Here is a 26,393-nt window from a genome sequence, read left to right as displayed (position 1 = left end):
CGGGTGCTCACAGGACGTTCGGCCTTTCCATCAGTTCAGAACCTTTACTTGACCGATCACGACATCGAGCTGCGAGGACCGCGTCTCCGTGAACTGACCGTTCTCCCCGCCCGCACCGGTCACCTGCCAGTCCACCGACCACGTTGACGTCGCTGCAACGTGGTAGGCGTTGTTCTTCTCGTCCTTCGATGACTTCCGGTAGACGTGACCGCAGTCCGGAGATGGCCGCTTGCCCAGCGACGCTTTGTACGGAGTGCCAGCACTCGTGCACGTAACGGTTTTGCCGTCCCCCATGGACCACACGATCTTCGTCACTCTGGCGGTGGCCGTCACCGTGACGCCGCCGGCTGTGGCCGATGCCGAATTCGGTCCGTACGTGGTGGGGGCCCGATCCGCCCACAACCACATCGGTACGCCGACCGCATACACGCCATCGGCCCTCGGACTAGCGATGTCCGGGCCAGTGAGCTTCATCTTGTCCACCGCCTCATGAGCGAGCTGGAGCGGATCGACCGTTACTGCAGGCGGAGCGGCAGCCCAGAAGATCTGTGGAGCAGCTGATGCGGCACCCACAGCTGCCGCACCGACGGCCTGCCAGTTGCACATGCGGAGATAGATTGCCCCGTCCTTCGGTGAGTGGCCGTTCCACACCGGGTCGCTGGCCGGCGGCTGAGGTTGCAGTCGCTCGACCACACACACTTCGACCGGCTTCGTGCCGGTTCTGTCTTTCGGCCTCGGCTTCTTGCCGGCTGATGGCTTTGTGGTTGTGCGGTCGTGCACGGAGAGGCATACGAATCCGACCCTCCCGGCGCAGTCGCCAACCGAGCCGCCGCGACCGTCGTCGGCATGAGCGGCGACGGGAACAGCGAAAGCGAGGGCTGCCCCTATGGTGAGCGGGACAAACGCCGTCAGCAGCCGCGCTCTTGCGGCTCGACCTTCGTGATCAGCCATTGCGCACCCCACTTCTCTGCCGTCGCGATGGTCTCGTAGCGGGTCAGTGCGTCATCGGCGAAGGGGAGCACCTTCCCCGACTTGCGCTCAACGGTCTCCCAGCCGGAGACGTCCAGGCAGTCCTTGATCACTGCGCTGGGGATCTTCTTGTCCAGGTCGATGGACGTGACATCGGCGTCGTTGCTCGGTGCACCCCGCATGATGTTGCCCGCCTGCTTCAGGCTCAGGGCATCGCCGATCGAACGCCCCAGGGCGTCTTTGGTCGCGTACTTCCTCAAGTCGGTGCCCTTGGTGTCGGCCTTCGCGTACGCCTTCACCTGCTCCTGCCAGTAATGCCCGTACACCGAGAGGACAGCGGTCTTCGAAGCCGCCGAGGGATCGGCCGGCTCCGTAGAAGGAGGCGCGGAGGGCGAGCTGCTGGGCGTGTGCCCAGGGTCCTTGGCTTCTGCCGTCTTGCCGTTGCTGCTGCACGCCGCGAGCGCCAGCAACGAGAGCCCCGTGAGAGCCGAGCAGGTAACGCGGTAGCCGACTGTCCGTGCACCACGCCAATGACTCGATGACGGCGCCATTACGCCTCCCCGTGTGTAGTGAGTGAGCAAGATTCCCCCTGCCGTTCGTCTATATCTGCGCCTGCAGTCACCCGGGCGGTGAATGACTGCTGTTGCGATGGCACAACGTGCGAGATGCTCGGTTCTGGCCGTGGATTGCTCGTGATGGAGACTGACGGGCGGAGAAGGACACTGCCGCGACCATGAATGCAGTCGTTGAACAGCGGTCGTTTCTTCTGCGAAGAGAGGGACAGGCCGCACGCGGCGTCGATGCCGCGCTGCCCCCTACCGCATATGCCACAACCCGTTCCCATCTGCGCAAGTCCGCCAGATTGGCGGCTCTGCCGTGCACCCGGCGAAGAAAAGAGACCTGCCGGTCTGGTACGCAGAGTACGCAAAGAGTCACCAACAGCCCAGCCTGTTCTTGCAGTTCGGATCTATGGCATCCGCCGTAAATCGGCACAATCCCGCATGGCGGGATCCCGACGTGCGGGATTGTGCGTTCCGCATCCGCCTGGAATGGCAGCAGGGCCGCAGGACGGCGTGAATGCGGGAACCGGTTTTGTCGACTCATCGGCATTGGTGCGGCATTCCGGATCACGTGATCATTCCGGGCTCGGAATGCGCCGTCAGCAGCACGTCGGTGCGTTCTGCGTCACCGAGTACCGGCATCACGATCGGAGCGAAAGGGCCATGTCTGCCCAGGAGTTCAGCCGTGGTGACGCCCACACGGAGCAGGTTTCCCTCCGCGATACGGGGGTTGGCGGAGGCCAGCGCCCGTAGATCCTCGGTACGGCGCTGCAGCACGCGTTCAGATGCCCCCGAAAGGATGATCAGGAGCCGCGGGAACACGGGATACCGCTCGCGCCAGGCTTCCCGGGTGATCACCTGCTGGCGGCGGCCCGGCGGCTGCGGGATGTAGGAGGCGTAGCGGGCGTAGGTGTCGAGCTTCCGGCCCAGCCGGGCCACCTGCATCGTGGAGCGGTCGATCTCCAGGAAGAGCGTCAACAGCTGACGCCGCTCCCCAGTTGTGCGGGTGTAGCGCAGCACCGCGTCCGGGATGAAGAAGGCGTCGTCGCCGAGGCGGCTGTCGCCCTCGCGGACACGGTGGGCGAGTTCCGGCTCCCAGTCGAGCGGCCCGCACTCGTCGCCGAGTCGGCCGGCCCATTGCGTGAACGCGATACCGGTGTCGACGACGGCGAGGGTGTGTTCCTGGAGCTGGGAGGCGGCGGCCTTCGGGCTGATGCGGTACGAGCGGGCAGTGACCTCTCCGGCGGCCTCGACGATCTCGCAGCCCAGCGCAGTGATGTACCAGAGCTGCTCGCAGCGTCCCATCCGGCCGGCGCGCCGGCCGGCGGACTCCGCGAGGCCCATCGTGCGCAGGTGCCCGAGCTGGCGCAGCAGATACACCGGGCGCTTCGTGTGCGGGGTCAGGAGCCGGTGAAGCTGGCTGGTGGCGACGAGGCGGTGCTGGTACAGGATCGGCAGCAGTTGCTGCCCGAGGCGGGACAGGCCGGCGGCCTGGGGCCCAGCAGTGGTGAGGGGCATCAGCCCACCTCGCTTTGGCCGGCGGCCTCGACGGTCCCGGCGGCCGGGGTGTGGCTGGTGAGATGGGTGAGCAGCATGTCGTCCAGGCCCGGGAGCCGCTCGTCGTCCCCGTCCAGTGCCTTGAGGATCTCGCCGACCGGCCGGCGCCCGAGGTTGCGGTCGATCGCGGCGACCAGGCCGGGCAGGAGGTCGGGGCGGTGGTAGTCGGCCAGCACCTGGTGCACCGCGACACCCCGTACCCGGAACGGGCTGACGCGTTCCCCGTGCAGCATCGTCGACATGACGTACTGGTACTTCGCGAGCTGCTCCAGCACCGTGGACGCGACCCCGGCCAGACGTCTGGAGACGAACGCGGCCTCGTCGCTGTCCGCCCCCGCCGCGGACAGCAGGGACTGGTTCTGCATCAGGGCCTGCCGGGTTTCCTCCGACAGCCGCATCACCATCTGCGTGAGCCCCATCAGCCGCACCTCGTACTTCCGCAGCTGCTCCAGGATCGCCGCCACGTACCCGCGCGAAGCGCCGTCGATCGCGGTCAGCTCGTCCGCGAACGCGAACATCGTCTCCAGGTCCTCGGGAGGCTCACCCTCGCGCGACAGCCCCGCCAGGAACAGGTCGAACAGCAGCAGACTCGTGATGATCTGGTCACCGCCCCCGGTGCCCGAGCATCGCAGCAGCACGACCTTGTTCTCGTCCATCGCCTCCCTGACGTTGTAGCTGGAGCGGGGCTGGCCGAGGAACGCCCGCAACGAATCGGACGTCTCCAGCTGTTCCAGCATCTGCGTCACGACCGGCACCGCATTCCCCTCGTACTTCGGAAACGTGTGCCGCCAGAACCGGGACAGCCGCCGCGGCAGCTGCTCCAGCACCTGCATCCGCCACAGCTCGTCCGTCAGCAGCCGCGTGATCGAGAACAGCGTCGGCTGCAGGTCGGGCCGGCCCCGCTCACACATCAGCAACGCCAAGTGGGCCAGGACCTGTACCGCGTGGGACAGGATCGCCCGCGCCCGCGGCGCCCGGTCACCCCACCCCTGAGCCGAGGCGAGACCACCGACGACGGCACCCACCACGTCCTGGATCTGCGCCCCGTCCCGCCCCTCCATCGACAACGGGTTCCACGACGCGATCCGCGCCGCCGGATCCTTCACGCTCAGATCGATCAGCTGCACCCGATCGACGACCGCCGGATGCGTCAGGTACGGCAGCGCCCTCTGGACCGCCGCACCGTGCGGATCCAGGAACCACACCCCGAACCCCGCATACGCCAGCGTCAGCGCCTGGAGCAGAGCGAGCTCCGATTTCCCGAAGCCCGACCGCCCGAAGGACGCACCGAACAGCACGTCCTTCTGCGGGACAGCCGCCAGACGCACCCGCCCGTCCGCACCGGTCACCATGCCCAGCGGCACCACACCCCGCTGCCCGGTCCACTTCGGCAGCCGCGACGGCGCCGGAGGCACCACACCCCCGGTCCGCACCACGTTCGTCGGCGTGCAGTGCACCGACGGCGGCTTGAGCAGTGCGGCGATCTCCCGCGAGGTCACCCACTGCCGACGCGAAGGCGCGAACTCACCTGACCCGAAGCGCCGCTCGAAGCTCCGGCGGCGCCACCAGACGCTGCTGTACGGCCGCCACATACCCGTCCGCGGCCCGACCGGGCGCCACCAGTTTTCCCCCGACCAGGCATCCATCACCGCCATCACCTGATGCAGCAGCGCCTGCGCCTTCACCGGGTGACCAGCAACCGTCCGCACCATCACCTGCACCGCGAATACCTGCGTATCCACGCCCGGCAGGAACTTGCCCACCCCTTCGGCCAGATCCGACGACCGGGGAACCCGCCCCGCCCTCTGACCCTGACGACTGCGGGAACTGCCGCCGTCCAGGCCCGCGAGAACCTGAGACCACAGCGACCTGCCCACCCCCGCCTGCCTTTCCCCGCCCAGCTGCTCACCGAACGCCGACGGGCCCCGCTGGTGCGCACGCCGCACCAGCCGGCGCCGCCACCGAGCCACCCGCCGCCCGGCCACCGGCACCAGGTCCACCACGAGCTCCACCCGCTCACCGCGCTCGCTGTCCGCGTGAGCGCACGCGGCGGCCATCAGCTGCAGCGGATCCGGATCCAGACCGGCGGCCGTCAGCTGACGGTGATCGGGCCGGGCCAGTACCAACTCCGCCCGCGCCACATACGACCGGCCCCCGTCCGTACGGACATCCATGCCGATGTTCTCGTCGCCCAGCGCCTTCTCCAGCTGAACCGTCACGCGTCCTCATCTCCATCGTGGTCGTCCGTTTCGAGCGGGGGCACGCCGTCGAACCGGATCCGGGGCACCTCGTCATTGCCGGCCCCGGGATCCACGACGTCCACATCGGGAAAGGACCGCAACCGCAGCAGCGCCGCCGCCCGAGCCGGACCCTCCAACCGGTACGACAGCCGGCCCTCATCACTGGACAGCCGGATCCGCACCCCCAACGCCCGCTCCGGCGCCCACCCCACGACCGCCGGCACCCGCGCGAGCCGCGCCGCGTGCCGCTCGATCTCCTCCAGCGAAGGGGCAAAGTCCGCAGCCGGTACCAGGGCCACCACCGCCCGGTCCCGCAACACGGTCCGAGCACGCCGCAGCCACCACCGCCGTGCCCACAGCCAGACGCACATCGCAGCAACGGCGGCGCCCATCACCCACCACCGGGCATCCCAGAACGTGCCGATCAACCAACTCGCATCGAACCGGCTGACGGCCGGGGGCCACTCCGTCACAGCCGCCACCCCCGGCGCCGGATCCGGGGATCTATCCCGCACACCAGATCGGCCAGCGCCAGCCACACCCAGCGCGCGCACACTGCTCCCAGTACCGCCGCCAGGACCGGAACCAGCGGCCATCCCCGCCGCTCCTCGACGGCTTCCGCAGCCGGGTCTCCCAGTCCCCAGGGAAGGTTGCGCAGATCCCCGCCCCACCACCACCCGCGCACGAACCCGACCACGAACACCACCGCGACCAGCCACCCGCACAGGCTGATCAGCGCCTCGACATCCGCATCCAGCCGACTGCGCCCTGCTGCACTCCGGAACTCAGCAGTGTGCCGTGCCATACGCAACGCGCCTCCCGCAGGGGACGGCCCGGTGCCGTCCCTACCTACGCAAGGAACTCGCAGACCGAAAACGTGACAGGCAAACGGGAAGAGAATCAGGTCCCTGATTTCCGGTGCAGACTGTCGGGATGAGCACGATGCGCCGAACTCTTGGCACTGGTCCCGCCGCCGCGACACCCCTGCGTGCCGTTGGTGCTCCCAGGCTGTTGCCTGCGGAACGGATCACCCCGAGTGATCTCCCGGCGGACGAGGACCAGACTGCGGCCGTACGAAAGAGTCGGCGCCCCCTGGGGAACGGGACCGGGACGACCTGATTCCGGCGGCCAGGACCCGAGCCGGTATGCGGATCACGCATTCCTTGTGAGCTGGGGGCATATGGCGGATCCGTCGTGATCGCCAAGGCGCTGAGCTGCGATTTCCGCGCGATGTTGGGGCGGTATCAGAGCACGCGGCGTACGTCCCAGTCGTACCGCTCCCAGTACCCGGACGTTGAGGTGGTCTCGACGGTCTTCCCTGGCCGGGGCGCGTGGATCATGGCGTTGTTGCCAGCGTAGAGGCCGACGTGCCCCCAGTTTCCGTCGTTATTGATGACGATGAGGTCGCCGGGCCGGATCTCCGATCGGGGAACCCGGGTGCCGGAGTGCCGCATCTGCTGGGAGGTGCGGGGAAGCGTGATCCGGGCGCCTTGGTAGAAGGCGTAGAGCATCAGGCCCGAGCAGTCGTAACCGCCCTTAGTCGGGCCCGTGGTGCTGCCGCCACCCCACACATAGGGGGTGCCCCGCTGCGCCAGTGCCGCGTTGACGACGGCGCCGGCCCGGCCGGTCGCCGAGCCACCTGTGCTGTCTCCGGTGGCGGGGAGGCGGTCGTACTCGGCGATGTGACTGGTGACGTCGTCCACGTACGTGTTGGAGTGGTTGTAGCGGTAGATCGCCTTGCGGAGCTGGTCGGTTCGGGACAGGTCCGTGGTCCCGGTGCCGCACAGGTAGACGGCGGTCCCGAGTGCCGCGTCGAACGCGTTGTGCGGGTCCTTCACGCCGTCGCCGTTTCCGTCCTGGCCGCTGGGGCCGTTCCAGGTGGAGGGCAGGAACTGCATGGGGCCCACTGCCCGGTCGTACGCGGTGTCGCCGTCGAGCCGGCCGTGGTCGGTGTCGGAGAAGGTGCTGGTGTTTCCTCCGGCTCCGGAGCCGTTGAGCCGGACACCGAGGATGCGCGGGCTGATGTCTCCGCTGGCCGTGATGCTGCGCCCGGCGGCGTGGTTGGACTCGATCTTGCCGATTCCGGCGATGACGGACCACCGCATGCCCGTGCACTTCGGGCGCAGGGTGCGGACGGTCGCGGCGGCATGGGTGTAGGCGGACAGCATTACCGGACTGATGCCGGCCGCGGTCCCCGGGGCCGCCCCGGGGACAGCTGGCGGGGCTGTGGTCTCTTTCTCGTGTCCGGCCGCCCCGTTCGCGACGGCGGCGATGAACAGCACCAGGACACCGACGACGGCCACGGCCGCGGCCAGCACGGGGGAGGCGATCAGCGCCGTTTTCCGCAGGCCGCTCACGGGCGACCGCCAGGGCGGGGCGTGGTCCGCGGCCTGCGTGCAGGGGTGAGGGGGGCGGGTGCCGGTGCCGCCGGGGCACTGCTACCGGTGTTCCTTTGCTGGCGCATGCGGTGCAGGCGCTGTTGGAGCATGGCCTGCGCTGCGCTGGAGGGCGGTTGGGCGACGCGCGGCGGAGCAAGGCGCCGCCGAACCGTCGGTGCAGGGGCAGGCTGGGGTGCGGGGGCAGGGGCCGGACCGGCCGGGCGGGGTGCCGGTGCCCGGCGAGGACCGGGCGCTGTGGCCCTGGGCGGCGGGGTGTACGGGCCGAGGCCGGGCCGGCCCCGGACGATCCGGCCGAGGGAGCGCACGTTGTGCCGGTACTCCCCGGCGAACTGCTGGGCGGGCTGGACGTAACTCCGATTGAAACTCTGGGCGCCCTGCTGAAGGTTCTGGACGGCGCTGCTGACTCTGCCGGCTGACTGGCCAGGCAGAGCGGTTGCGGCGGCACCGACCCTGCGGGCCGCGCGCGGCCCGTACACCGGCAGTCCGACGGTGGCCTTGAGGCCGAACATCCCGGCCTTCGCGGTGCCTTTGGCGCCCGCTTCGATGGTGCGGCCGGTGAGTTTCGTCAGCCCGGCCACGGCGCGGCCGCTGCTGTGGGCGAGCCGGCCGCCGAGGCGCGTGGCGAGCCGGGTGGTGCCGATGCGTCCGGCGCCGCCGAGTGCGGCACTGGTTCCTCCGGTGGCGACGGCCGCGCCGAGCATGAGGCCGCCGAGCAGCAGGCCCTTGCCGAGCCCGCCGCGGCGCGGCGGGCTGGCGGGGGCGGGGGAGGAAGCACCGCCCAGGGGTGAGTTGCCGAGGCGGTGACGGGCGCGTGCCACCGCTCCGCGGGTGGAGCGGGCGAGTTTCTTGCGGTAGATGAACGCGGCGACGCAGACGCAGTCCAGGAGGACGAACCGGACGGTGACACCGCCCGGCAGGTCGCTTTCCGGCGTGTTCAGTACGGCGTTGACGACGACGATGAAGACGGACAGGGCGGCGATGGAGGCGAGCATCAGGGCGAGACCGCGGGCGATGGCCGCGGCCCGGTCCCACAGCCAGGCCCGGCCGGGGCCGGGCAGGATCCCCGCGGCAAGGGCCACCTTCGCGATCATCGCCTCGATGGCGATCTGCAGCTGGGCGAAGAGGAACGCACAGTCCAGGGCGATGACGAACGCGCAGGTGAGGAATGCGGCCAGGAGCATGAAGAGCGCGCCGCCGACCTTGTCCATCGACGCCTTCTTCAGCGTGCCGGCGTTCGGCACGCATGCCTTCTCGAACGCTTTGATGGGGCCGGCCGCGTGGACCTGTTCCAGCATCTGGGAGGCGGTGCCATCGACAGCGGTGTCGACGATCCAGTTCTTGACGTTGTCGGGCAGCGCGATCCCGAAGCCCGGCAGGTCCTTGAGGAAGGACTTGCCTTTCTCCATCTTGGAGTCGACGAGCTGGTCGAACACGGCCTGCTGGATCCGTGAATCGCGGAACTTCTTCCCGCAACTGCCGTCGAAGGTCCGCCCGTAGGACAGGAGCATGGCCGGCCGGGCGACGAACGCGTCCACGAGGGCATCGGTGATGGGCCGGGCCAGCGCGCTCGGCGAGGAACGGACCTGCGTACCCACGGTCGACCCGGAGGGCTTCTTCTCCCACTCGTTGTCGGTGGTCGGCCGGTTCGTGTCGATGGCCTCTTTGTCCAGGACCAGGGCGGCGGTCTCGACGGCCAGGGCCCGCACCGTGCCCACCACCCCGGTGTCGGTGCTGAGCAGGAGCTGCGGGGGCGAGGCGAGGGCGCCGAGCGCGAGCGCGGAAATGACCAGGGCCGCCGCCATCTCGCCCCAGCCCCGGACCCGGTTCCCGAACAGCAGATGCCACGACGCGACGACCATCGTGAAGGTGAGGAACAGCGCCGGCAGCCCCATCTGCACGACGACCCCGCCGTACAGCGACGTCGACACCTGCAGCGCCGGTTTGAGCATCAGCCCGGCCAGGGAGAAGGCCAGGCTCCAGGTCAGGAGGAAGCAGGCGAAGCTGACGATCCACTTGTTCCCCATGAACATCATCTCGACGAGGAACCCCTCCACGCTCAGGTCCCAGTCGTTCCAGTCCCCGGTGTCGGAGTAGACGCGGTACGAGCTGACGGGATTCCCGTCCCGGTCGGTCACCTCGAACGCGGACAGCACTCCGCCCTGCGCGGCCCGGTCCTTCTTGTACTTCGCCACGAGCTTGTCGAACTCGGCGCGGGCGGCCTTCTCCTTCTTCTCGGCCTCCTTGATCCCGTTGCGGATCAGCGGGGAGTCGTCCGGCCTGCCCGAGGTTCCCGGATCGGGTACCATCGGGGTCGGGTCGAGGGGGTTGTCCGGGCCGGGCAGTGTCGGGCCCACCGAAGGCGTCGGCGACGGTGCCGGGGCCGCGCTGGCCGTCACGGTCGCCAGCACCAGCGATGTCAGGCACGACAGTGCCAGCAGCGCCAGGCCCACGGCCATGGACCGCCCGGGACGCAGCCACCGCTTCACCCCCCGCAGCACGCGCATGCCCCGGGCCCGGGTGCGCGGTATCGGTGTTCCCGCCGGTACGGCGGCCCGCTTGGTCATGCTGCTGCGCTCTGCATGGGCTGGGAGTGGATGTGGGCGACGGCCTGTTCGTCGGCGGGCAGCGTGACCTGCATGGCGCCGATCCGCCCGGTCAGATCGCGGTGCAGGCACTCGCCGGCCCGCGCCGCGCGTTCCTCGTCGCTGAGCTCGGGGCTGTTGGGGGACAGCCCGGTAGTGACCAGGGTGAGGAGGTCTTCGTCGTCGGGGTTGCAGCCGAGGAAGCGCAGGGCCCGGCGGGCGAGGTTGATATCCGTGTGCCGGAACACGAACTTGCGGGGGATCAGGCCGCGCAGGATCTGCCCGTTCTCGTCGTTGTCGGGGCCGATGTCGTCTGCGTCGTGGGCGCCGAAGAGCGCTCCCGCGTTGTGCTTGCGCCCGTCCTTGACCAGCTCAAGCGCCAGCGCCAGGCCCTCCGGGCTGGAAGTCAGCCACCAGCACTCGTCCCACACCACGAGTGCGAACTCGTCCAGGTCCGCGTACGCGACCTTCCGGGACAGGGCGGCGATCAGGTACATCACCGCACGCCCGAAGATCTTCTCGAACTCCATCTTGTCCAGCCGGTCCCCGCCGCCGCGCAGTTCGCTCTTGGTGGGCAGCGCGAGCGAGGACACCGAGAAGACCAGGGTGTCGGCCGAGGAGCCGCGGACCACGGGCAGCGATTCGTCGAACACCGCGCGGGCCAGGTCCTTGCGCCTCACCGCCGACAGTCGGCGGGCAGCCATCGCCGAATGCGTATCACCGGACGCACCGCGGTTGGTGAGCTCCTCGACCAGGACCCGCATCGAGGGATGGGGCTCGGCCAGCACCACCTCGACCGCCTCGGACAGAGCGATGCCCTCATCACTCATCGGAGCCAGCCCCAGCAGCAGCGTCAAGAAGCTCTCGGTGAATCGCTGCGCTTCCCGCCCGGTGAACGTGCGCAGCGGATCGAGGGAGACGGCGGCCTGGTCGTCGATGGTGATGCACTCGGTCTCACCCGGGCACGCCTGCGCGTAGCGGAGCCATTCCTGCCGCGGTGTCCGGTCCACGATCACGGCCCGGCCGCGCCGTGTGCCGCCCCGCATCCGTCGCCCTGCGGCAAGCACGGAGTACACGGCCGACTTCATCGCGGTTGTCTTGCCTGCACCGAGCTCCCCGATGAACGCTGCGGTCGCCGAGGTGTTCTCCCGTGGGCCGCGCGTCCAGTCCGTCAGCACCGGCCGGACTCCGCCGCCGGCCAGATGCAGACCGAACAAGGGCCCCGTGGCATCGCCGAGTCCGCTGCCCGTGAACGGGCCGGCCATCGCGAAGTCCCGCGCCACCAGGTACTGCGCGTACTGGGCCATGACCTGTGGGGTGCGGGTACCGGGCAGCATCCCGTGCCAGAGGTTCTCCTGCTCGCCGCGCGGGCGGGTGAAGGTGTACTCGTTGCCGGCGAAGTGCCCGGTGAGCTCCCCGGCCCGACGCTCGGCCTCCTCGGGGGTGCCGCCCCATACGCACAGGGCGGTCATGGCACGGACCTCGACCTCCGTCTGCGAGGCGGTCAGCCGCTCGCGGTACTCGTCCAGGCTTCCCACCGCCTTGTCGACGCTGGCCGGGACACCCGCGGTCTCACCTTCGTACTCGTTGTACTGGTTGGCGAGCTCGCGCGCCTGACGCCTCGTCTTGGCCTCCGCCTCGGTGCCGGAGGAGACGTGCAGGCGCACCACCCAGTCCACCGGGAAGGAGAACGCGTCCAGGGATGACAGGTACTCGGACCCGGGGAACGCGAACCGCTCGGGCATCTCGGAAAGGGCGAGCATCACCTGATATGAGGGCCCCCACTCGGTGGTCACCTCCAGCCAGCGCCGCGCGAACGGATTGCCGCGGCCCTCCTTCCGCCGCCCCGCGCGCTTCCCCGCCCGGCCGGAACCGGACACTTCACCGCTGCCCAAGACCTGTTCTTCGTCGAGCAGGTTGCCGCCCTCGGCGAGCACCACCTGGCCGAGCGCCGCCGCACCCCGCCCCCGGCCCCGCATCCGAGGGGCCGCCCCGTCCGGCAGGACCGGTTCGAGGACGCCGCGACGGGCACTGTGCCCGTAGATCCACAGAACCTCAGCCGTCGTCGCCGGACGCAGGGCAATGGCCGACGGCCACACCGACGACAAACGCTGCGCCTGGGCCAGGCGCTCGTTTTCCTCGCGCGCCGACACCGGCCGCGGCAGCAGCCCCAGCTGCAGGGCAACGTCCGCCCGCGCCGCCGCGAAGACCTCCCGTGCCGACTCCCCGCGCGTCATGGGCAGCGGAACCGCGAGCCAGTCCGTACGCCCCGTCAGCTCCAGCTGCTCCAGCTGCCCCCGCAGCACACCGGTGGCCTGCCGGTACCGGGGAGAAGCCACCAGGTCGATCCCCTCGGTCATCTTCGCGACCACGCTTGCCGGGTCGACGGCCGGGCACAGACTCAGCAGCATCGACTCACCCCTGAGCGCCTTGACCAGCGCCTCCATCTGCCCCAGCCGCTGCTCCTTCGCCCGCCGCGAGGTATGAGCGGCATCCGCCCCCGCCACCCGGTAGACGGCCCAGACCTGACCGTGCACGGTCCACATCACGTTCCCGGCCACATGCCGGATCGGCATCCGCATTGCGGATTACTCCCCTCGCTGCGCCACCGGCGCATCACTTGCGCTGGACCGGATATCGCGGCGCCGGGCGGCGAGCAACGCCGCCGCGACCGGCGCCGGCCGTCGGCCACCCGCTCCACGGATTGCGCCGACGTCCTCCTGGCCGACGGGCACAGGGCTCTCGGGCACAGAAGCGCTTGCCGTGGTGCTGCGGCCGGAGGCCATCGCACGGGACACCGCAGCCTGTGACCGGACCGGACGGAGTACGGGATGGCCCGCGCTCCCGCTTTCCGCTCGGGGTTGCGGTGCGGCCCAGGTGACGCTGCACACCCCGATCAGCGGCCGGTGACTGCCCAGCGCCTTGAGCGGACGACCGCCCAGCCGCCCTCCGGACGGCCGCGTCACCAGCGAGACGGAACTCGCGGCCACCGCCAGCGGATTACGGCCGTCGACTTGAACGTGACGCACCAGCAGCGACAGCCCGTAGGGCCCACCGAGCGCGATCACGTAGTTGAACAGCCCGAAATGCGCCCACACCTCCCGCGTCAGTACCAGGCCCGCGAGCGAGACGGCCAGGACCACGATCTGCGGCACCGTGTACGGACCACCCCAGATCCGTCCCCGCCCACCAGGCCACTTCCCGATCATCAAAGGGTGACGGCGCGCCCGGGTGTAACACCGGCCGACCAGCACCTCCGGCGACGACGCCGCAGCACCACTCACCACCGCACACCTGCCGGCGGGTCGATCCCCTGGACCGCCACGTGAACCGTGCCCGCGCTCTTCGCGGAACCACCGAAGCCGACCTCGATACCGACGCCGTCGTGGAACACGGCGGACAAGATCACGTACAGGAACAGCGCTGCGCCGATGACCACTGCGACCGAAGAAAACAGCGAACGGATCTTGGCCCATACATACGACACCGAGAAGAACACCAGAACCGCCATCAGAACAACGGCGAGAATGCCGGTCATCGCCGCTCACCGTCCGCCGGCTCGATGACCTGGACCACTGCGTGATTGGCGCCCGCGCTCTTGGCGGAGCCGCCCGGCGCGATGTCCTCACCCACGCTGTCGCGGAACACCGTGGCATTCATCACCGCGAACCACAGCGCCACTGCACCGATCAACGCCACACCGCCGGCCAGCACCGACTTCGTCTTGGCCCAGGCGGCTGCCACTGACGCGGCCACCATGAGCCCCATCACCGATCCGACCAGCAGAGTTGTGATCTTCTGGGTGAGCTGGTCGACGTCGTCGATTGCCCCGGCCAGTACCGTCATGTCCATCACTGCGCGGTCTCCTTCTTCTCGGCCCCGGCCGGCTCGTTGCTCAACACGGGGGCGCCTTCCACGGATGCGATCTCCCAGCGCCCGCCCCGCCCGGTGATCGTGATCGCGTACGCCAGCGGCCGCTTCTGACCGCCGGTATCGGACGCGATGATGTCGACGAGGAGCTGCCTGCGCGCCCCGTCCGACTGCGGACCGGCGCTGCCCGGGTCGTTCGTGCCGACCTCGGCGAGCCGGGCCACCTCGACCTGCGTGTACGGCGCGGGCGACACCGCCGCCAGGGCCGTACCGGGGGACAGATAGCGGTCGAGCTCACCGCTGCCGGCGAGATAGGCGGCGAAGAATCCCGTGAGCGTCTGCGCAGCCGGATCGGTACTGCGGACCGGGACCGACTGCCCGTACGCCAGCGACGGAGCCTCACCGGACAGCGGCGCGCCCACTTCGGCCGGCAGAGCCGCAGCCGCCAGGGCACCCCCCGCACCGGTCCTGACCGGGACCTGGAAATACCGCAGCACCGGCCCGGCCTTGACCTCACCCGGCCCCGGCTCCTTCTTCCCGTCCGCGGTACCGACCGGGGCCACCCGGGCAGCCACGGTCACCGACCAGTAGCCGGAGGACACGAGACGCACCCGCACCGCCGCGAGCTCCTGCGCCCGCTGCACACCCGGATCCGCCGTCAGACTCACATCACGGGCATTCGGCAGGAACGGCGCCAAGGACTCCTCCGTGCCCTCCCCGGCCGCGAGATACGCGCTCACGAACAGCTCGGCGAACCCGCCCGGCCCCGCCGACTGCCCGGCCGCAGGCTGCTCCTGACGGACCGGGGCTGCAGCCGGTGCGACCGCGGGCCGGGACGCCAGCGCCCACCCCGCCAGCACCGGCCCGGCCACCAACAGGACCCAAGCCGTACGGCGGATCACCGTCACCGTGTTCGCCGCAGCGCCCAGGGAACCCAGCGACCAACCGCCCGCCTCGGCCGGCAGCGCATCCTCCGTACGCTCCTTGCGGCGCTTCATGGCTGCTCCTGCCGCATCCGGGCAGCCAACGTGTCCCGCGCCGCCTTCGGCAACGCCGCCCAGCGGGCGAACGCCGCCTGCGCCGGTCCCGCATCCTCATCGAGATAGGCGCGCATGGACGCCGCAGTCCGGTCCGCGAACGGCGCCATCTCCAGCTGCACCACCAGATCACGCAACCGCCGACGTGCCTGCATCAGCAGCGCGAAGTCTGCACCGTCCCCTGTCGCGAGCACCGGATCCGCCACGTCCTGCTCACCCCTTCCAAGCCCAGGTGCGGCAGCCGTTCCGCCACACACCCGGACCAAGGAGCCCCCACGCCCCAGACGTGACAGCCGCAGCCGAGAAATCTGAGAAATCGTCATCACGCGGCCTGCACCCACTGGTCAGCGACCGCCCGCAACTGCCGCACGGTCCGGCTCCGACGCTGCCGCCACGCAATAGCGGACACACCGGCCCGCTGCGCGCTCTCCCGCGCCCCGGCCCGGGACTCGTCCGCGATCACCCGCGCCCGCACTGCATCGAGCAGTCCGGCGGCCACGGCCCACACCAGCAGCTCGACCAGCTCGCCCCGCGCGCCGTCCGGAATCTCACCGGCCGAGATGAGCCCGGCCTCGACGGCCTGCTGGCCGAGGGCCGTCTGCCAGGCGGTCTCCGCCGGATCGTCCGCCGCCGGCTCGCCGGGTACGGCCGCGGATTCGAGGACAGGGTGCCACGGCAGCGCGTCCGTCTCCGTGTCCGCCTTCAGCTCACGGCTCGCCAGATGCAGCGTCTCCAGGAGAAGGTTCGCCGCGACCCCGCCCTTCCGGCCGAGCGGATACCGCCGCACCACCTGATACAGGCACGCGACGACGACCTGCCCTGTCTCGTCGAAATCCCGGCTGGCCCGCAGCAGTCGCTGCGTCATCCGCACCGCACCCGGCAGCATCGCCTGGACCACCACCCGCGCCGCCAACTGCGCCCCTGCGCCCTCGCCGGCCGCACGCTCCAGGAGCACTCGCATCCACCGGTCACTGTGCGCACGCCCCTGCACCCGGTCCCGGTGCTCCAGTTCGGCCAGCGCTTCCTGAAGACCTGCCGCGCGCTCGCTGCTGAGGACGACCCCGCCCTCCTGCAGCCAGCCGAGCACCATTTCGGCGCGCCCGGACTCGGCGCAGGCCAACGCCCATTCGGCATCCAGCGACTCAAAGATTCGTGGTCCAGTCACGACAGCTCCCCGTTCAGGTGATGCCGTGAACTCTGCTCAGCGCCCCTGACCCGATCGCTGACCCAAACCCCCGAATGCGCAGGTCAGGAGGTTGCCCAAAAGCCGACCCACGCTGTACGCCGTGCTGAACCGCGGCGAGGGCCGGGCTGAGAGCCGGCACCAACGCTCCGGGCTCTCCGGGGCGGCAAGGCCGAGCGTCGCCCCGCGCCCGAAATGAACGCTTCAGTCGGCAGCGCTCGCTCGGGGACGAGCTCGGCCGACGGGTGGGGACCGACCTGCCCGTTTCCAGGTCCTGTCCGTGGATGAAACGGAGGAATCCATAAAAGCCCAGGTCAAAGGGCATCGTGGTCACCCGAATGTGCCCCTAGAGTGGCTGCACCTTATAGCGGTCACGAGCGGTTCATTCAAGGATTCGCGGGAGCTGGCGCCAGCCTCTGAATCTGTTGAATGGGCCGCCTATGTCGGGGAGTCTGCAGAGCGTCCGACGGGACTTGCGCCGCTAACCCCCGAGTCCTCCATCGTGCTGTTCGCCGTCATCGGATCCCGGTGACGCGCTGTCCGATGTCCACCCAGGGACGCAAGGGGCGGGCGGACTCCACGCTCCACTCTGCGCACGGCACCCGTGTGCCTGATGAAAGGTGTCTCCATGTCCTCGCTCGGCCTGCTGGTCCTGCTCCTCCTGGCCCTCGTCGCGCTCCTGGTCGTGGGCGGCCTCGCCTACGTCGTGCACCGGCATCCGGTCCTCGCCACACCGTTGATGGTCGCCACGGGCGCCGCGGCGGTCCTGGTGGCATGCCTCGGTGTCATCGCCGCCGTCCGATGACACCGAGGCGTACCACCGGGTTATCCACAGGACACGGCAGGACCAGACCGCTCCGCCGTAGCGTGCTGTCCCTGCCGATCAACGGGGGTGCAGGATGCGGTACGTACGGCTGGAGTGGCTCGCTGCGGACGTCATGGCCGGTCTGCCGTCCGCCGCGGCGCGGGCTGCGGTGCAGGACCTGCTCGTCGAAGTCGCGAAGCATCCCGACCGGTGGCCAGCGCCCGGCGGCGAGGAAGTCGTCGACGAGTTCGGGACCCGGTGCTGGATCTCCTGCGTGGCCCACTCCGACGGCCTGGAAGTCCGTGACATCGGATGGCTGGACTGACGGCCGCTCGCGCTCATGAGGGGCGAGCTACAGACGTCAGGGGGATGGAGCCGGCTGCGGCTTGAGGAGTTGGTCCAGCGCCCGGTACAGCGCCTTCACCAGCCGGGCCCGTTGCTGCGCGTGCGCGAGGGTGGTCTGGGAGGTCACCGACAGGCGGCGCTTCGCTTCCTGAAGGACCTGGTCGGTCACCGGCCGCAGCTCACTGTCCTTGGCCAGGGCCTCGAAGTGCCGGTGGACTTCGGCGGCGACGATTCGGGCGTGCCCGGTGAGGAGCAGAGCGATCTGCGCGCAGTCGCCCGCCCGCAGACCGCTCGCGTCCTTCCGTGCCAGCATCGCATCGACCAGCGCTGTAATGGGCGCGCGGTCGAGCGGCAGCTCCTGGTCCAGGAGCGCCTCGGGGTCGTGCAACACCGCGCTCATGACTGTGACTCCTCCGGTTCCAGGCCCGTGACCAAGTCGGTCGGATCGGTGGCGATGACGAACAGCCCCCGGCCCAGCAGCCAGGACCGCTGTGCGTTCCAGTCGTGCCAGCGGTAGGCGATGTGCGCGAATGCGGGGACGACGATCCCGGCGACCCGGCCGCCGTCCACTGCTGCGCGGACCCGTGCTCAGCCCGGCCGCAGCTCCGTGTCCTGGTCGAGCGGCCCGCTGTCGGTCACCGCGCAGCCGGCCGGAACGACCCAGCCCTGCGCCTCCGCGTGCGCAGCCAGGGGCGCCGTCACCAGGTGCTCCATGGCCGGCACCGGGACCACGGCATACAGCGCCACCGCGGTCACCGGCGCGACGGGGGCCCCGCCCACTGCCACTGCCGGGGCCCGGAGAGCCGCGATCTTCCTGCGCACCCTGGCCGGTAAGGGCCGGGCAGTGCGGCGGTGGCCGGACGAGTTCGGCATGGGGCCTCCCCAGGGACGGTTTGTCGGCGTACTCCCAGACAACCGCGACACGTTCGGGTGGGCTCAGGCCAGATTCCGGGCAAGTACCGAGCAGGGACCGGACAGTTTTACCAACGGAAGAATAGCGGCAGGACTACCGTCTGTGCCTTGACCGGCACCTACGGGGGAACCGATGGACAGACAGCGAAACACTCAACTCGAAGCCGTGATGGCCAAGTACGGCTTCACGCACCAGAGCCTGGCCAACGAGATCAACCGGATCACCGCACAGATCTTCGGAGAGACCCACCCCCGCAAGTGCACCGACCGCCACGTCAGGCGCTGGATCAGCGGCGAAGTCCAATGGCCCTGGACTCGCTACCTTCACGCCCTGGAACAGCTCTTCCACCGTCCGGCGCAGGCGCTCGGCTTCATCCCGAGAGGGAAACACAGCGCGAATCTGCCCGCCCCGCCACGGTCTCCCGCACCGACGAAGGAGGCGCCCGTGCGCCGCCGCCGCTTCATCACCGCGCCCGCCGCCGCAGCGGTCGCCCTTGCCCTCAACATCGACGAAACCCCCGTCAGCGGCCGACTGTCGATGACCGACGTCGCACGCGCCCGCGAGCGGATCGACCGCCTCGACGCCCACTTCAGCGCCATCGGAGGCCAACCCCTCCTGACCGTCGCAACCGCCTACCTCGACCGCCTGTCCACCGCAGCCGACCACTGCACCTACGGGCCCCGCGTCGAGCAGGTACTCCACACCGCCATCGCATCACTGTGCAGCTCCGCCGGATGGGCCGCCGACGACGCCGGGGACCTGGAAGCGGCACACCTGTGGCGCACCACCGCGCTGCAGAGAGCCATCCTCGGAGCCAACCACCGGGCCCAGGCCCGTGCCTGGTCCGACCTCGCGGTCCACGCCCGCCGCGGCGGCCACCACCGTGAAGCCCTGCGCATCAGCCAGACCGCCCTGAACAGCCGCGAAGCCCGCCAGGACCCCCGCTACGCGGCCCTGCTCCAATCCCGCCTGGCCATCGGCCACGCCCGCGCCGGCGACCACCCGGCCGCCGCCCGCGCCCTGCTCGCCGCCCAGACCGCACACGACCGCATCAACCCCTCCGAACCCGCACCGCGATGGCTCAACTTCCTCACCGCCGCAGAGATCAGCGGACTCGAAAAGCCCGTCGGCTACGCCTACGGAGCGCCGCTTCCCCCCGGCGCCCGCTGGTGGGGCGGACTGCTCACCCGCGTACCAGCCGACACCCTCACCGAGACCGGCACACGCACCTACGCACTCAGCGAACTGATGGTCCGCACCCCCTGGCGCAAGACCGGCTCCGCACGCCGACTCCACAACGAACTGCTCGCGGCCCGGCCCGAGCAGCGCGCCACACTCCTGGTCCTCCAGGACCACCCCAAGGTCCGGGCACTGTACGAATCATGCAGACACTGGGCGACCTGCGCCCGCGCCTCCTGAACGCGCCGCTCTTCCACGCCATGCTGCTGGATCTTCCGCCGCGCGGCAGATCCGTCATTGCTACTACCTAGTCGAAAGGTCCCTGCGGATCCGCAGGTTGCCTAACAGGTTGCGTAACAGGTTGCGTAACGGGTTGCGCAACGGGTTGCCAACGGTGGATCTGCTGGACCGCCTTTCTGCAGGTCAGGGGGGTGGGTCAGCGTGACGTAGCCGCCGACACCTCTTCCCCCTTGGGGGAAGAGCATCTTTTCCTTTCCCTCCCTCTCCCCGGGCCGGGCGCCGGCCTGCTCCCCGGCGGTGCCCGCTCCCAGTACGCCTCCGCCGGGGCTGCCGCCTCCGCCGGATTCTGTGTTCGGCTGTCTTCGATGTACTCGGCAGGGGTGGGCAGTCCGTACCAGTGCGCGAGTGATGCAGTGGCCGACTGACGGTCATTCTGCGCAGCGTCGATGCCGCGCCCGGTGTGATCCCGCACTTCGTACGTAGCGGCGCCGGCTCCGGCGGACCGGAGTTGTACGGTTTCCCCGATGGTGTCGAACCCATCGAATGCAACGCTGGTAGTGGACGAATCCAGTGAGCCAATCCGTCGTGCCCGCGCGATCGGCTGCAGCTCGGCAGGCACGGGCACTCGAACTACGACGCAATGAGCGTTACGGCGGACGACTGCCATGCCTGCAGCCTCGACCGCTTCGCCGTAGGCGCGGAAAGCCGCGTCCCACTTTTCCCGGGCCTTTCCGCGCGGTCGGAATGGTGACCCAGCCTGTACCCGGGTGATCATGACGTCCCACATGTCCGGCCCAACCTGCCATCCGTTACACACCCCGAGGTCGCCTTCGGCAAGATCACGTCGGGCAAGTACCTGCCGCACCCGCGCGAAGTCCCACCGCTCCCCATCCGGCACCGGTACCCACTGCGCCGCGGGTTCGCGCGGCTCCTCGACCGCCGCCGCGGCTGGCACAGGAGGCAGGGTGTCGACGTGCTCCGGATCGGTGACGGTCTGCCCGTCGCGCGTCCGTGAAATCACCTGGTCATAGCGCGCCTTCAGGTCGTCGATGGTGTTCGCGTTCCGGAGCGTGAGGGTTTTGGCGTTCGCACGCACGACCCAATAGGTCGCTGTGTAGCGCTTGCGCACCTCGACCACGTCCCCCGGCTGGAAATCCCCCCGCTCCCACGGGCGGGAACGGCCGTGCACGGTCGCGGCGAGCTCGGCCGCCTGCCGCGCGCCCCGGGCGACACCCTCCGCACGCTTCGCCGCATCCGCCGCCTCGATCGCTCGCCGCGTCGCCGCGTCACCCTTCGCCCGGTCCCGCAGCGCACCCCGTGCGGAGTGGTGACCCATCAGGATCGGCTGACCACCCGCAAACCGCCCGTAGTGGCCCGAGGCCGCCTCCTGGAGTCGCTCGGCGCGAAGCCGCGCCTCCTCGGCCGCGCGCTCCGCCTCCTCGGCCCGTTGCTGCGCCGCCCGTACCGGCCCCGCTACGACCGGGGCCGACTCCTCGGCCGGCACATCCGGGGCAACCTCCGCCGCCATCCGGTCCGCGCGCCCCCGGGCCTGCGCGGCCAGCTTCGCCGACTGCTGCGCGCGCTTCGCCGCGTCCCGCGCATCGTCCGCGCACGAACCCGCGACCGTGAACCACTCGATCCGGCCCCACGGGCGCTGCTCCGCCTCACGGGACGTCACCGCGGCCCGCGCACGCTCCGCCGCCTGCGTGGCCTCCGCAGCCTCCGCGCGCGCGTCCCGCACCCAACCGGCCAGCAGGGCGGGGAAGTCCCTCACCCGGGGGCAACTCATGGCCCAGCGCTCCGTCGCTGCCGCCGCGTCGCGCGCTGCCTCCGCCGCCACCTCGGCATCGTCCGCCGCCGCCATGCCGCACCGCTCATCGTCCGCCGCGCCCTGCCGGTCGTCAGCCGCACACCGTGCACGCTCCGCCGCATCCTGCGCCCGGTTGACCGCGTCCCGCGCCCGGTCGGCGTACGCCTCACGTTCCGCCGGAATCTGCGCGGCGCGCACTTCGACGTCTCGCGCCGCGCGCTCCGCCGCCTCGGCGTCCGACCATGCGCCGTCGGCGTCCGTCGTTCCCTTGGACTCCGCCGCTGCCTCCGCCGCGCGCTCCGCGCGGTCCGCCGCTGCCTCCGCAGCCTTGGCGCACGTCTCGGCCGACTGGTCCGCGCGCGTTTCCTCCGCCGCCGACTCTGCGACTTCCGGGGCGTCAATCTCGCCCGTGATCACCGCGACCATGGCGCGCGCCGCGAGGCTGTCGCGCATACTCATGATCTTCTGTGCGTCGCCGATAGCCTCAACCGCGGCCGTGGTCACCTCGTGATGGCGTCCGTCGTGCGTGCGGTACGACAGAGCGCGCGCGATGTGCGTCGCGCACATGGTGCGGGTAAGGCCCTTCTCGTACGTGAACATGCGCCCGTTGCCGGTCGTGCGCTCCCGCGGTTCCTGGCACTTGTGGCAGTCGCGCGCGAACGCTTCCACCTCACGGACCACATACTTACGGTTACCGCCGTAGCGGACGCCGTTCGCACGTTCCCGCAGCTCCCGCAGCATCCCGATAGCGCGCAGCGTCACCATGCCCTTTACGACCGGTGCGGACGCGACGGCGAGCGACTCACGGCCGGCACCGGGCACCGACACGAGCCACTCGCCACCGCCGCGCGCGTCCGCGTCCATCCGGACACCGTCAATCACCATGGGGAACCACACCCGATCCCCCCGCACCTCGACCGCACCCACGTGCACCGGCACCGGGGCATATGGCTGATAGCCCTTCCGCGGGGCGTGGTCCGCGTACGACTCGGGCGCCTCCGACCGAATGCCCAGAGAGTCAGGCAGTCCCGACATGTCGACGTCCGTCCCCGCCGCTCCCATGCTGCGGACAGTCGACCCGCCCACACGGTACGTGTACCGCGCTGCCTTGCCGGTACCGCTTCCAGGGACCTTGCTCCGGTTCATGACGTGCGCGCGGCCGGATACGCCGGAACGGTCGGTCGTGATCCAGAACGAACCCGCGCGCGGAGCGTGCGACCACACCTGACCGACGATGCGCGTGTCTCCCTCGAACCATTCGACCCAGTCACCGACGGCGAACAGGTCGGCGACGAAACCGGGGGCGTCCGCTGACTTCGGCAGGCGCAGCGCGGAGGCGGACGTCTTGGCCGCGCGCCACTTGGGAGCGTGCGCCTCGCGCTTTTCGATCTCCGCCACGAACTCAGCCTTAAGGCGCGCGTACCCCTGAACGACCTTGGGATCGACGTCCTCAGTCGGCACCGTGTGCAGCGTGAACCGCGCGCGCTTGTCCTCGGACTCGATGACCTCGAATGCTCCCTGTACGTACGTCCGCATGGTGGCTCGGGCTTCCTTTCGGCAGGGTCCGCCGGGTGCCCCCTGGCGATTGTTACGGGAACCACAGTAACCAACTTTCAGTGCCACTGCAAGTGACACTGAAAGTTGCACTGCGACTCGAAAGGGCATGGGAGCGATCATCAGACCAAAACGCACGTCTACCGCAGTCCACCCCCAGCTCGGCCAGCTCCTCCAACGCGGCTACGCTGCCGCCCACTCCAACCCGAGCCCGGCCAGCGCCTGGAGCTTGTCGGCGGTGAGCTTCCCGCGCCGGGACTTGCTGTTCGACAGAAACACGCCCAGCTTCACGGCGTGCTCCTGGGCGTCGACCACAACGGTCTCGACATGGGCCCTGGGAACCGTCACCGAGCCCGTACGCGCCTTGTACTGCGCCAGGGCCGCCACGCCTCGCTCGAAGGCGCTCACGCCCGTTGTGGACGGCTTCGCGGGCGCTTCCGGCTCGGGGGCGTGCGGCACGATGCCGATGGCCTCCAGGCGTTCGCGCTGTCCGTCGGTCAGGGCCGTCCAGACCTCGGGCTTGCGCTGCCGGGCGAGCCACTTCCCGATGTCCATCCCGTGCACGGTGACTCCAGGTTCGACGTAGGCGAGGATGCTTTCCTCGGCGAGCATCTCCCGCACCACCGCGTAGTGCCGCTGCCATTCCGCCGGCCAGGCCGGGTTCCAGTCCTCGTCCACGGCCTTCAACGCGGCCTCCCACTCCGGGTGTTCGGCCAGTGCACCAGGACGGCGCAGGTTGGACAGCCACTGCCCCACCGGCTTGCCCAGCGCTGCCGCGGACCGGGGCGCGCACAGCGTCCAGTGCTCCTCGTAGTACACCCGGGCCGCCGCCAGGTTCTCCTGGAACCGCTCATCAGCGACCGACCAGACCATGCCCAGCTTCTCCAGCCGCTGCGCCCGACGTCCGGTCATCTGCCCGGCCCCGAACGCGCGGCGCTGCTCCGCGACCCACGTCCCGAGCGGGAACGCGCCTTCCCGGTGCTCGTACGGCACTCGGGCGTGAAGCTCACGCTCGGTGAACGCCTTCAGCTTCTCCCAGCCGCGCGCCCAGTCCTGGCGCTCGGTGTCGATCACGTTGAAGGAAACCCAGTCCGCGACCATCACCGGATCACGCGGAGCGGCAAAACGGAGCAGCAGCCGGGTTTCTTCCTCGTTATCACCGGGCGCTGCACCGATGTACTCGGACGGCTGCGCGACGTCCTTCTGCGGCTCCTGCGGAATCGCGAGCAATTCCACGGCCTCTTCGTCGTGCGCCCGAAGACCCTCAAGAACCTTCACCAAAGGCCGGTACGATCCCGAGGTGAACATATCCTCCGGCTGTTCATCGGGCTGGAGAAATACTGGCACGATCAGAGAGGCAAGTTTCCCTTGTCCCGGCTTTTGACGCAGCGCCCGGCCGATGGCCTGGACGATGTCGTGCGGGGCGCCCTTGGGATCCAAGAGAGCCACCGAGTCCACCGCGCGGATGTCGACGCCCTCACCCAGGACACGGCAGTTCGAGAGCACCGCGCGCCGGGCGGTGGACCCGAACTGCCCCAGCACGTCGCGCCGGCGCTCGGGCACGTGCTCCCCACACAGCCAGTCCGCCCACACCGTGGCCGGGTACTTCTCGGGCTGGTCCGCGTGCAGCCGCTTCGCCACCCGCTCCAGGCCCTCCGCGTACGCCGCGGCCTCTATCGTCCGGTGGTGGAAGGTGATGCATGTCTGGAGCTGATGCTGCTCCATCGTGTGCAGGAGCGCCGCCTGGAGCGCCCCGAGCCGCTGCCCGCGCACCTCCTCACTGCGCCGCTCCTCGCCCATCAGCCGCTCCGGCGTGACCACCGGGTCCTGGAGCTCCAGGACGATGATCTGATAGCGCGCGAGCAAGCCACGGGACACCGCCGACGCCAGCGACAGCTTGTAGAGCACCGGCCCGAACACGGCCTCGTCATCCATCGAGGCCGCCATCTCCTTCGGCAGCGCCTCCCGCACCCCCTCCGCGACCTCCCAGTTCGGGCGCTCCTGCCAGATCCGCGGCGTCGCGGTCAGGTACAGCCGGCGGCGCGCCGGGATGACGTGCTGGTTGTGGATGTCGGCCCACGCCTTGCCCATCGAGCCGGAAGTCCTGTGGGCCTCATCCACTACGGCGAGGTCCAGCGGGGCGAGCTGCTGCCCGTAGACGCCCTCGAACGCCTCCGCCAGGACACCGAGGCTGGCGTACGTCCCGAAGATGGTGACGGGCCCCTCGCCGTGCCACAGAGCTAGCTGCACGGGGTTCGTGGTGGAGCGCACCTTCAGGTTCCACAGCTCCGGGTCGTCCTGGAGCGAGCACACGGCAACCGCCGGCCCCGTGTGCCCGGCCGCGCGCCACGCCTGCACGGTCTGCGTCAGAAGGTCCAGCGTCGGCACCAGAACGAGAATGCGGCCCTTGGGCACAATACGCTTTGCCGACGCCGCAGCAATGACGGTCTTTCCCGTCCCGCACGCGGCGTGCACCTGCCCGCGCAGGCCATTCACGGGAATGCCGCCCGGCGGGATATCGAGACCACGCACAATGGCGGCCACGGCTTCAATCTGGTGTTCACGCAGTTTCACGGCCATTCCCGTGTTCTCCTTTTCGCGGAACTCGGCGCGCAATCAGAAAGGAAATCCGGCGCGACGCGAGGGGCCGGGGGTGCTGATGTCTGTAACAGATGCTACACAGCCAGAGCCTGTGATGCATCACCCGCGCGGCAGGTTCGCACCCGCGGCTGATACTTGGCCGATTCCTGTCTGTAGCGGCGATTCATCGTGTATGTTGGTGGGGTGTTGTTGAGCAGCGACGGAGCGATTTCGAGGGTGGGGGAGTGGTCAGGGTGGAGCGCAGCGGAACCCGTCACTGCGGTGAGGCCGGCACTCGATCGGGCCGACGGTCCGTCACTCCCGTTTGCGGCGGTGGTGGCTGGGATTCCCAGGCCCTACACAGGCCCGCGCGTGATGCACTCCCCTTGCTGCCAGCCCGGCAATCACGCTTGCGTGATTGCTCATCAATTCGCGCTTGCGTGAATTGATTCCCTTTCAGGATTCCGTCTTGCGGAATCCATTTCCGCGTTTACGCGGGAATGCGAATTGCGCTTGCGCAATTCGGCGCTCTATGCCCCGGCTTGCCGGGGCATATCCCGCGGAGCGGGA

23 protein-coding genes are annotated in these 26,393 nt (G+C 69.8%); 3 read left to right on the top strand and 20 right to left on the bottom strand.

From position 1 onward, the window contains the following. Positions 1–30 precede the first annotated feature (30 nt). The 15 genes from ABTZ94_RS10115 to ABTZ94_RS10045 all read right to left on the bottom strand — a co-directional run bounded on the left by ABTZ94_RS10115 (position 31) and on the right by ABTZ94_RS10045 (position 16,379). A complete protein-coding gene (locus tag ABTZ94_RS10115; RefSeq protein WP_351199371.1) occupies positions 31–951 on the bottom strand; it encodes an ATP/GTP-binding protein in 921 nt (306 codons plus the stop codon). Then, positions 909–1,439 (bottom strand): hypothetical protein, encoded by a 531-nt coding sequence (locus tag ABTZ94_RS10110; protein WP_351199369.1) that lies wholly within the window; start codon positions 1,437–1,439, stop codon positions 909–911. The genes ABTZ94_RS10115 and ABTZ94_RS10110 overlap by 43 nt, the downstream gene beginning before the upstream one ends. 657 nt (positions 1,440–2,096) lie before the next feature. After that, complete coding sequence (locus tag ABTZ94_RS10105; RefSeq protein WP_351199367.1) at positions 2,097–3,047, bottom strand: replication-relaxation family protein; 951 nt, start codon at positions 3,045–3,047, stop codon at positions 2,097–2,099. Further along, positions 3,047–5,305 carry a type IV secretory system conjugative DNA transfer family protein gene (locus ABTZ94_RS10100; protein WP_351199365.1) on the bottom strand — a complete coding sequence of 753 codons (2,259 nt, stop codon included), beginning with the start codon at positions 5,303–5,305 and terminating at the stop codon, positions 3,047–3,049. Before ABTZ94_RS10100 ends, ABTZ94_RS10105 begins: the two co-directional genes overlap by 1 nt. After that, positions 5,302–5,799 (bottom strand): hypothetical protein, encoded by a 498-nt coding sequence (locus ABTZ94_RS10095; protein WP_351199363.1) that lies wholly within the window; start codon positions 5,797–5,799, stop codon positions 5,302–5,304. Before ABTZ94_RS10095 ends, ABTZ94_RS10100 begins: the two co-directional genes overlap by 4 nt. Beyond that, positions 5,796–6,131 (bottom strand): hypothetical protein, encoded by a 336-nt coding sequence (locus ABTZ94_RS10090; protein WP_351199361.1) that lies wholly within the window; start codon positions 6,129–6,131, stop codon positions 5,796–5,798. The genes ABTZ94_RS10095 and ABTZ94_RS10090 overlap by 4 nt, the downstream gene beginning before the upstream one ends. 439 nt (positions 6,132–6,570) lie before the next feature. Continuing rightward, positions 6,571–7,683 (bottom strand): C40 family peptidase, encoded by a 1,113-nt coding sequence (locus tag ABTZ94_RS10085; RefSeq protein ID WP_351199359.1) that lies wholly within the window; start codon positions 7,681–7,683, stop codon positions 6,571–6,573. Continuing rightward, entirely contained in the window at positions 7,680–10,289 is a 2,610-nt protein-coding gene (locus ABTZ94_RS10080; protein WP_351199357.1) for a hypothetical protein, read from the bottom strand. Before ABTZ94_RS10080 ends, ABTZ94_RS10085 begins: the two co-directional genes overlap by 4 nt. Beyond that, positions 10,286–12,889, bottom strand: a complete 2,604-nt coding sequence (locus ABTZ94_RS10075) for an ATP-binding protein (protein ID WP_351199355.1) — start codon at positions 12,887–12,889, stop codon at positions 10,286–10,288. The genes ABTZ94_RS10080 and ABTZ94_RS10075 overlap by 4 nt, the downstream gene beginning before the upstream one ends. A gap of 6 nt (positions 12,890–12,895) precedes the next feature. Beyond that, on the bottom strand, positions 12,896–13,462 hold the full coding sequence (locus tag ABTZ94_RS10070; protein WP_351199353.1) for a hypothetical protein: 567 nt from the start codon (positions 13,460–13,462) through the stop codon (positions 12,896–12,898). Between the two features lie 125 nt (positions 13,463–13,587). Then, a complete protein-coding gene (locus ABTZ94_RS10065; RefSeq protein ID WP_351199351.1) occupies positions 13,588–13,845 on the bottom strand; it encodes a hypothetical protein in 258 nt (85 codons plus the stop codon). After that, a complete protein-coding gene (locus ABTZ94_RS10060) occupies positions 13,842–14,159 on the bottom strand; it encodes a hypothetical protein (protein WP_351199349.1) in 318 nt (105 codons plus the stop codon). Before ABTZ94_RS10060 ends, ABTZ94_RS10065 begins: the two co-directional genes overlap by 4 nt. Beyond that, positions 14,159–15,175, bottom strand: a complete 1,017-nt coding sequence (locus ABTZ94_RS10055; protein WP_351199347.1) for a conjugal transfer protein — start codon at positions 15,173–15,175, stop codon at positions 14,159–14,161. Before ABTZ94_RS10055 ends, ABTZ94_RS10060 begins: the two co-directional genes overlap by 1 nt. After that, complete coding sequence (locus ABTZ94_RS10050) at positions 15,172–15,420, bottom strand: hypothetical protein (protein ID WP_189282085.1); 249 nt, start codon at positions 15,418–15,420, stop codon at positions 15,172–15,174. The genes ABTZ94_RS10055 and ABTZ94_RS10050 overlap by 4 nt, the downstream gene beginning before the upstream one ends. 116 nt (positions 15,421–15,536) lie before the next feature. Continuing rightward, positions 15,537–16,379: a hypothetical protein gene (locus ABTZ94_RS10045; RefSeq protein WP_351199345.1), complete on the bottom strand. Its 843-nt coding sequence runs from the start codon at positions 16,377–16,379 to the stop codon at positions 15,537–15,539. A 646-nt stretch (positions 16,380–17,025) separates the two neighbouring features. Between ABTZ94_RS10045 and ABTZ94_RS10040 the strand changes: the two genes are divergently transcribed. Continuing rightward, entirely contained in the window at positions 17,026–17,202 is a 177-nt protein-coding gene (locus ABTZ94_RS10040; RefSeq protein ID WP_351199343.1) for a hypothetical protein, read from the top strand. Between the two features lie 94 nt (positions 17,203–17,296). After that, positions 17,297–17,527 carry a hypothetical protein gene (locus ABTZ94_RS10035; RefSeq protein ID WP_331736136.1) on the top strand — a complete coding sequence of 77 codons (231 nt, stop codon included), beginning with the start codon at positions 17,297–17,299 and terminating at the stop codon, positions 17,525–17,527. 36 nt (positions 17,528–17,563) lie between these two features. Here ABTZ94_RS10035 and ABTZ94_RS10030 read toward each other — a convergent pair whose 3' ends face one another. From ABTZ94_RS10030 to ABTZ94_RS10020, 3 genes are read right to left on the bottom strand one after another with little or no spacing between them, the layout of a single operon-like run. Further along, complete coding sequence (locus ABTZ94_RS10030) at positions 17,564–17,947, bottom strand: DUF6415 family natural product biosynthesis protein (protein WP_351199341.1); 384 nt, start codon at positions 17,945–17,947, stop codon at positions 17,564–17,566. Then, entirely contained in the window at positions 17,944–18,117 is a 174-nt protein-coding gene (locus tag ABTZ94_RS10025; protein ID WP_351199339.1) for a hypothetical protein, read from the bottom strand. Before ABTZ94_RS10025 ends, ABTZ94_RS10030 begins: the two co-directional genes overlap by 4 nt. An 18-nt stretch (positions 18,118–18,135) precedes the next feature. Beyond that, positions 18,136–18,420 (bottom strand): hypothetical protein, encoded by a 285-nt coding sequence (locus ABTZ94_RS10020; RefSeq protein ID WP_351199337.1) that lies wholly within the window; start codon positions 18,418–18,420, stop codon positions 18,136–18,138. A 172-nt stretch (positions 18,421–18,592) separates the two neighbouring features. On the opposite strand from ABTZ94_RS10020, the gene ABTZ94_RS10015 reads away from it, so the two are divergent. After that, positions 18,593–19,879: an NsdA family TPR-like regulatory protein gene (locus ABTZ94_RS10015; protein ID WP_351199335.1), complete on the top strand. Its 1,287-nt coding sequence runs from the start codon at positions 18,593–18,595 to the stop codon at positions 19,877–19,879. Between the two features lie 196 nt (positions 19,880–20,075). Here the strand turns inward: ABTZ94_RS10015 and ABTZ94_RS10010 are convergent, their stop codons facing one another. Both ABTZ94_RS10010 and ABTZ94_RS10005 read right to left on the bottom strand, forming a co-directional pair. Then, the gene (locus tag ABTZ94_RS10010; protein WP_351199333.1) at positions 20,076–23,225 is read right to left on the bottom strand and encodes a DUF3560 domain-containing protein; all 3,150 of its coding nucleotides are present in this window, start codon (positions 23,223–23,225) and stop codon (positions 20,076–20,078) included. Between the two features lie 201 nt (positions 23,226–23,426). After that, positions 23,427–25,823 (bottom strand): DEAD/DEAH box helicase, encoded by a 2,397-nt coding sequence (locus ABTZ94_RS10005; RefSeq protein WP_351199331.1) that lies wholly within the window; start codon positions 25,821–25,823, stop codon positions 23,427–23,429. Between the last annotated feature and the right edge of the window lie 570 nt (positions 25,824–26,393).

The sequence above is a fragment of the Streptomyces sp. NPDC002785 genome, from assembly GCF_040295565.1.
Classification (GTDB): Bacteria; Actinomycetota; Actinomycetes; order Streptomycetales; family Streptomycetaceae; genus Streptomyces.
The sequence above is the reverse complement of the archived record's forward strand: the minus strand, read 5'-3'. Positions and strand labels throughout refer to the sequence as shown.

Excerpts from the sequence above, each read along its gene's own strand:
- ABTZ94_RS10065 (WP_351199351.1), bottom strand. The coding sequence starts at position 13,845 with ATGACCGGCATTCTCGCCGTTGTTCTGATGGCGGTTCTGGTGTTCTTC.
- ABTZ94_RS10055 (WP_351199347.1), bottom strand. The coding sequence starts at position 15,175 with ATGAAGCGCCGCAAGGAGCGTACGGAGGATGCGCTGCCGGCCGAGGCG.
- ABTZ94_RS10020 (WP_351199337.1), bottom strand. The coding sequence starts at position 18,420 with ATGCCGAACTCGTCCGGCCACCGCCGCACTGCCCGGCCCTTACCGGCC.
- ABTZ94_RS10040 (WP_351199343.1), top strand. The coding sequence starts at position 17,026 with ATGTCCTCGCTCGGCCTGCTGGTCCTGCTCCTCCTGGCCCTCGTCGCG.
- ABTZ94_RS10090 (WP_351199361.1), bottom strand. The coding sequence starts at position 6,131 with ATGGCACGGCACACTGCTGAGTTCCGGAGTGCAGCAGGGCGCAGTCGG.
- ABTZ94_RS10105 (WP_351199367.1), bottom strand. The coding sequence starts at position 3,047 with ATGCCCCTCACCACTGCTGGGCCCCAGGCCGCCGGCCTGTCCCGCCTC.
- ABTZ94_RS10035 (WP_331736136.1), top strand. The coding sequence starts at position 17,297 with ATGCGGTACGTACGGCTGGAGTGGCTCGCTGCGGACGTCATGGCCGGT.
- ABTZ94_RS10075 (WP_351199355.1), bottom strand. The coding sequence starts at position 12,889 with ATGCGGATGCCGATCCGGCATGTGGCCGGGAACGTGATGTGGACCGTG.
- ABTZ94_RS10115 (WP_351199371.1), bottom strand. The coding sequence starts at position 951 with ATGGCTGATCACGAAGGTCGAGCCGCAAGAGCGCGGCTGCTGACGGCG.
- ABTZ94_RS10080 (WP_351199357.1), bottom strand. The coding sequence starts at position 10,289 with ATGACCAAGCGGGCCGCCGTACCGGCGGGAACACCGATACCGCGCACC.
- ABTZ94_RS10015 (WP_351199335.1), top strand. The coding sequence starts at position 18,593 with ATGGACAGACAGCGAAACACTCAACTCGAAGCCGTGATGGCCAAGTAC.
- ABTZ94_RS10010 (WP_351199333.1), bottom strand. The coding sequence starts at position 23,225 with ATGCGGACGTACGTACAGGGAGCATTCGAGGTCATCGAGTCCGAGGAC.
- ABTZ94_RS10005 (WP_351199331.1), bottom strand. The coding sequence starts at position 25,823 with ATGGCCGTGAAACTGCGTGAACACCAGATTGAAGCCGTGGCCGCCATT.
- ABTZ94_RS10060 (WP_351199349.1), bottom strand. The coding sequence starts at position 14,159 with ATGGACATGACGGTACTGGCCGGGGCAATCGACGACGTCGACCAGCTC.
- ABTZ94_RS10030 (WP_351199341.1), bottom strand. The coding sequence starts at position 17,947 with ATGAGCGCGGTGTTGCACGACCCCGAGGCGCTCCTGGACCAGGAGCTG.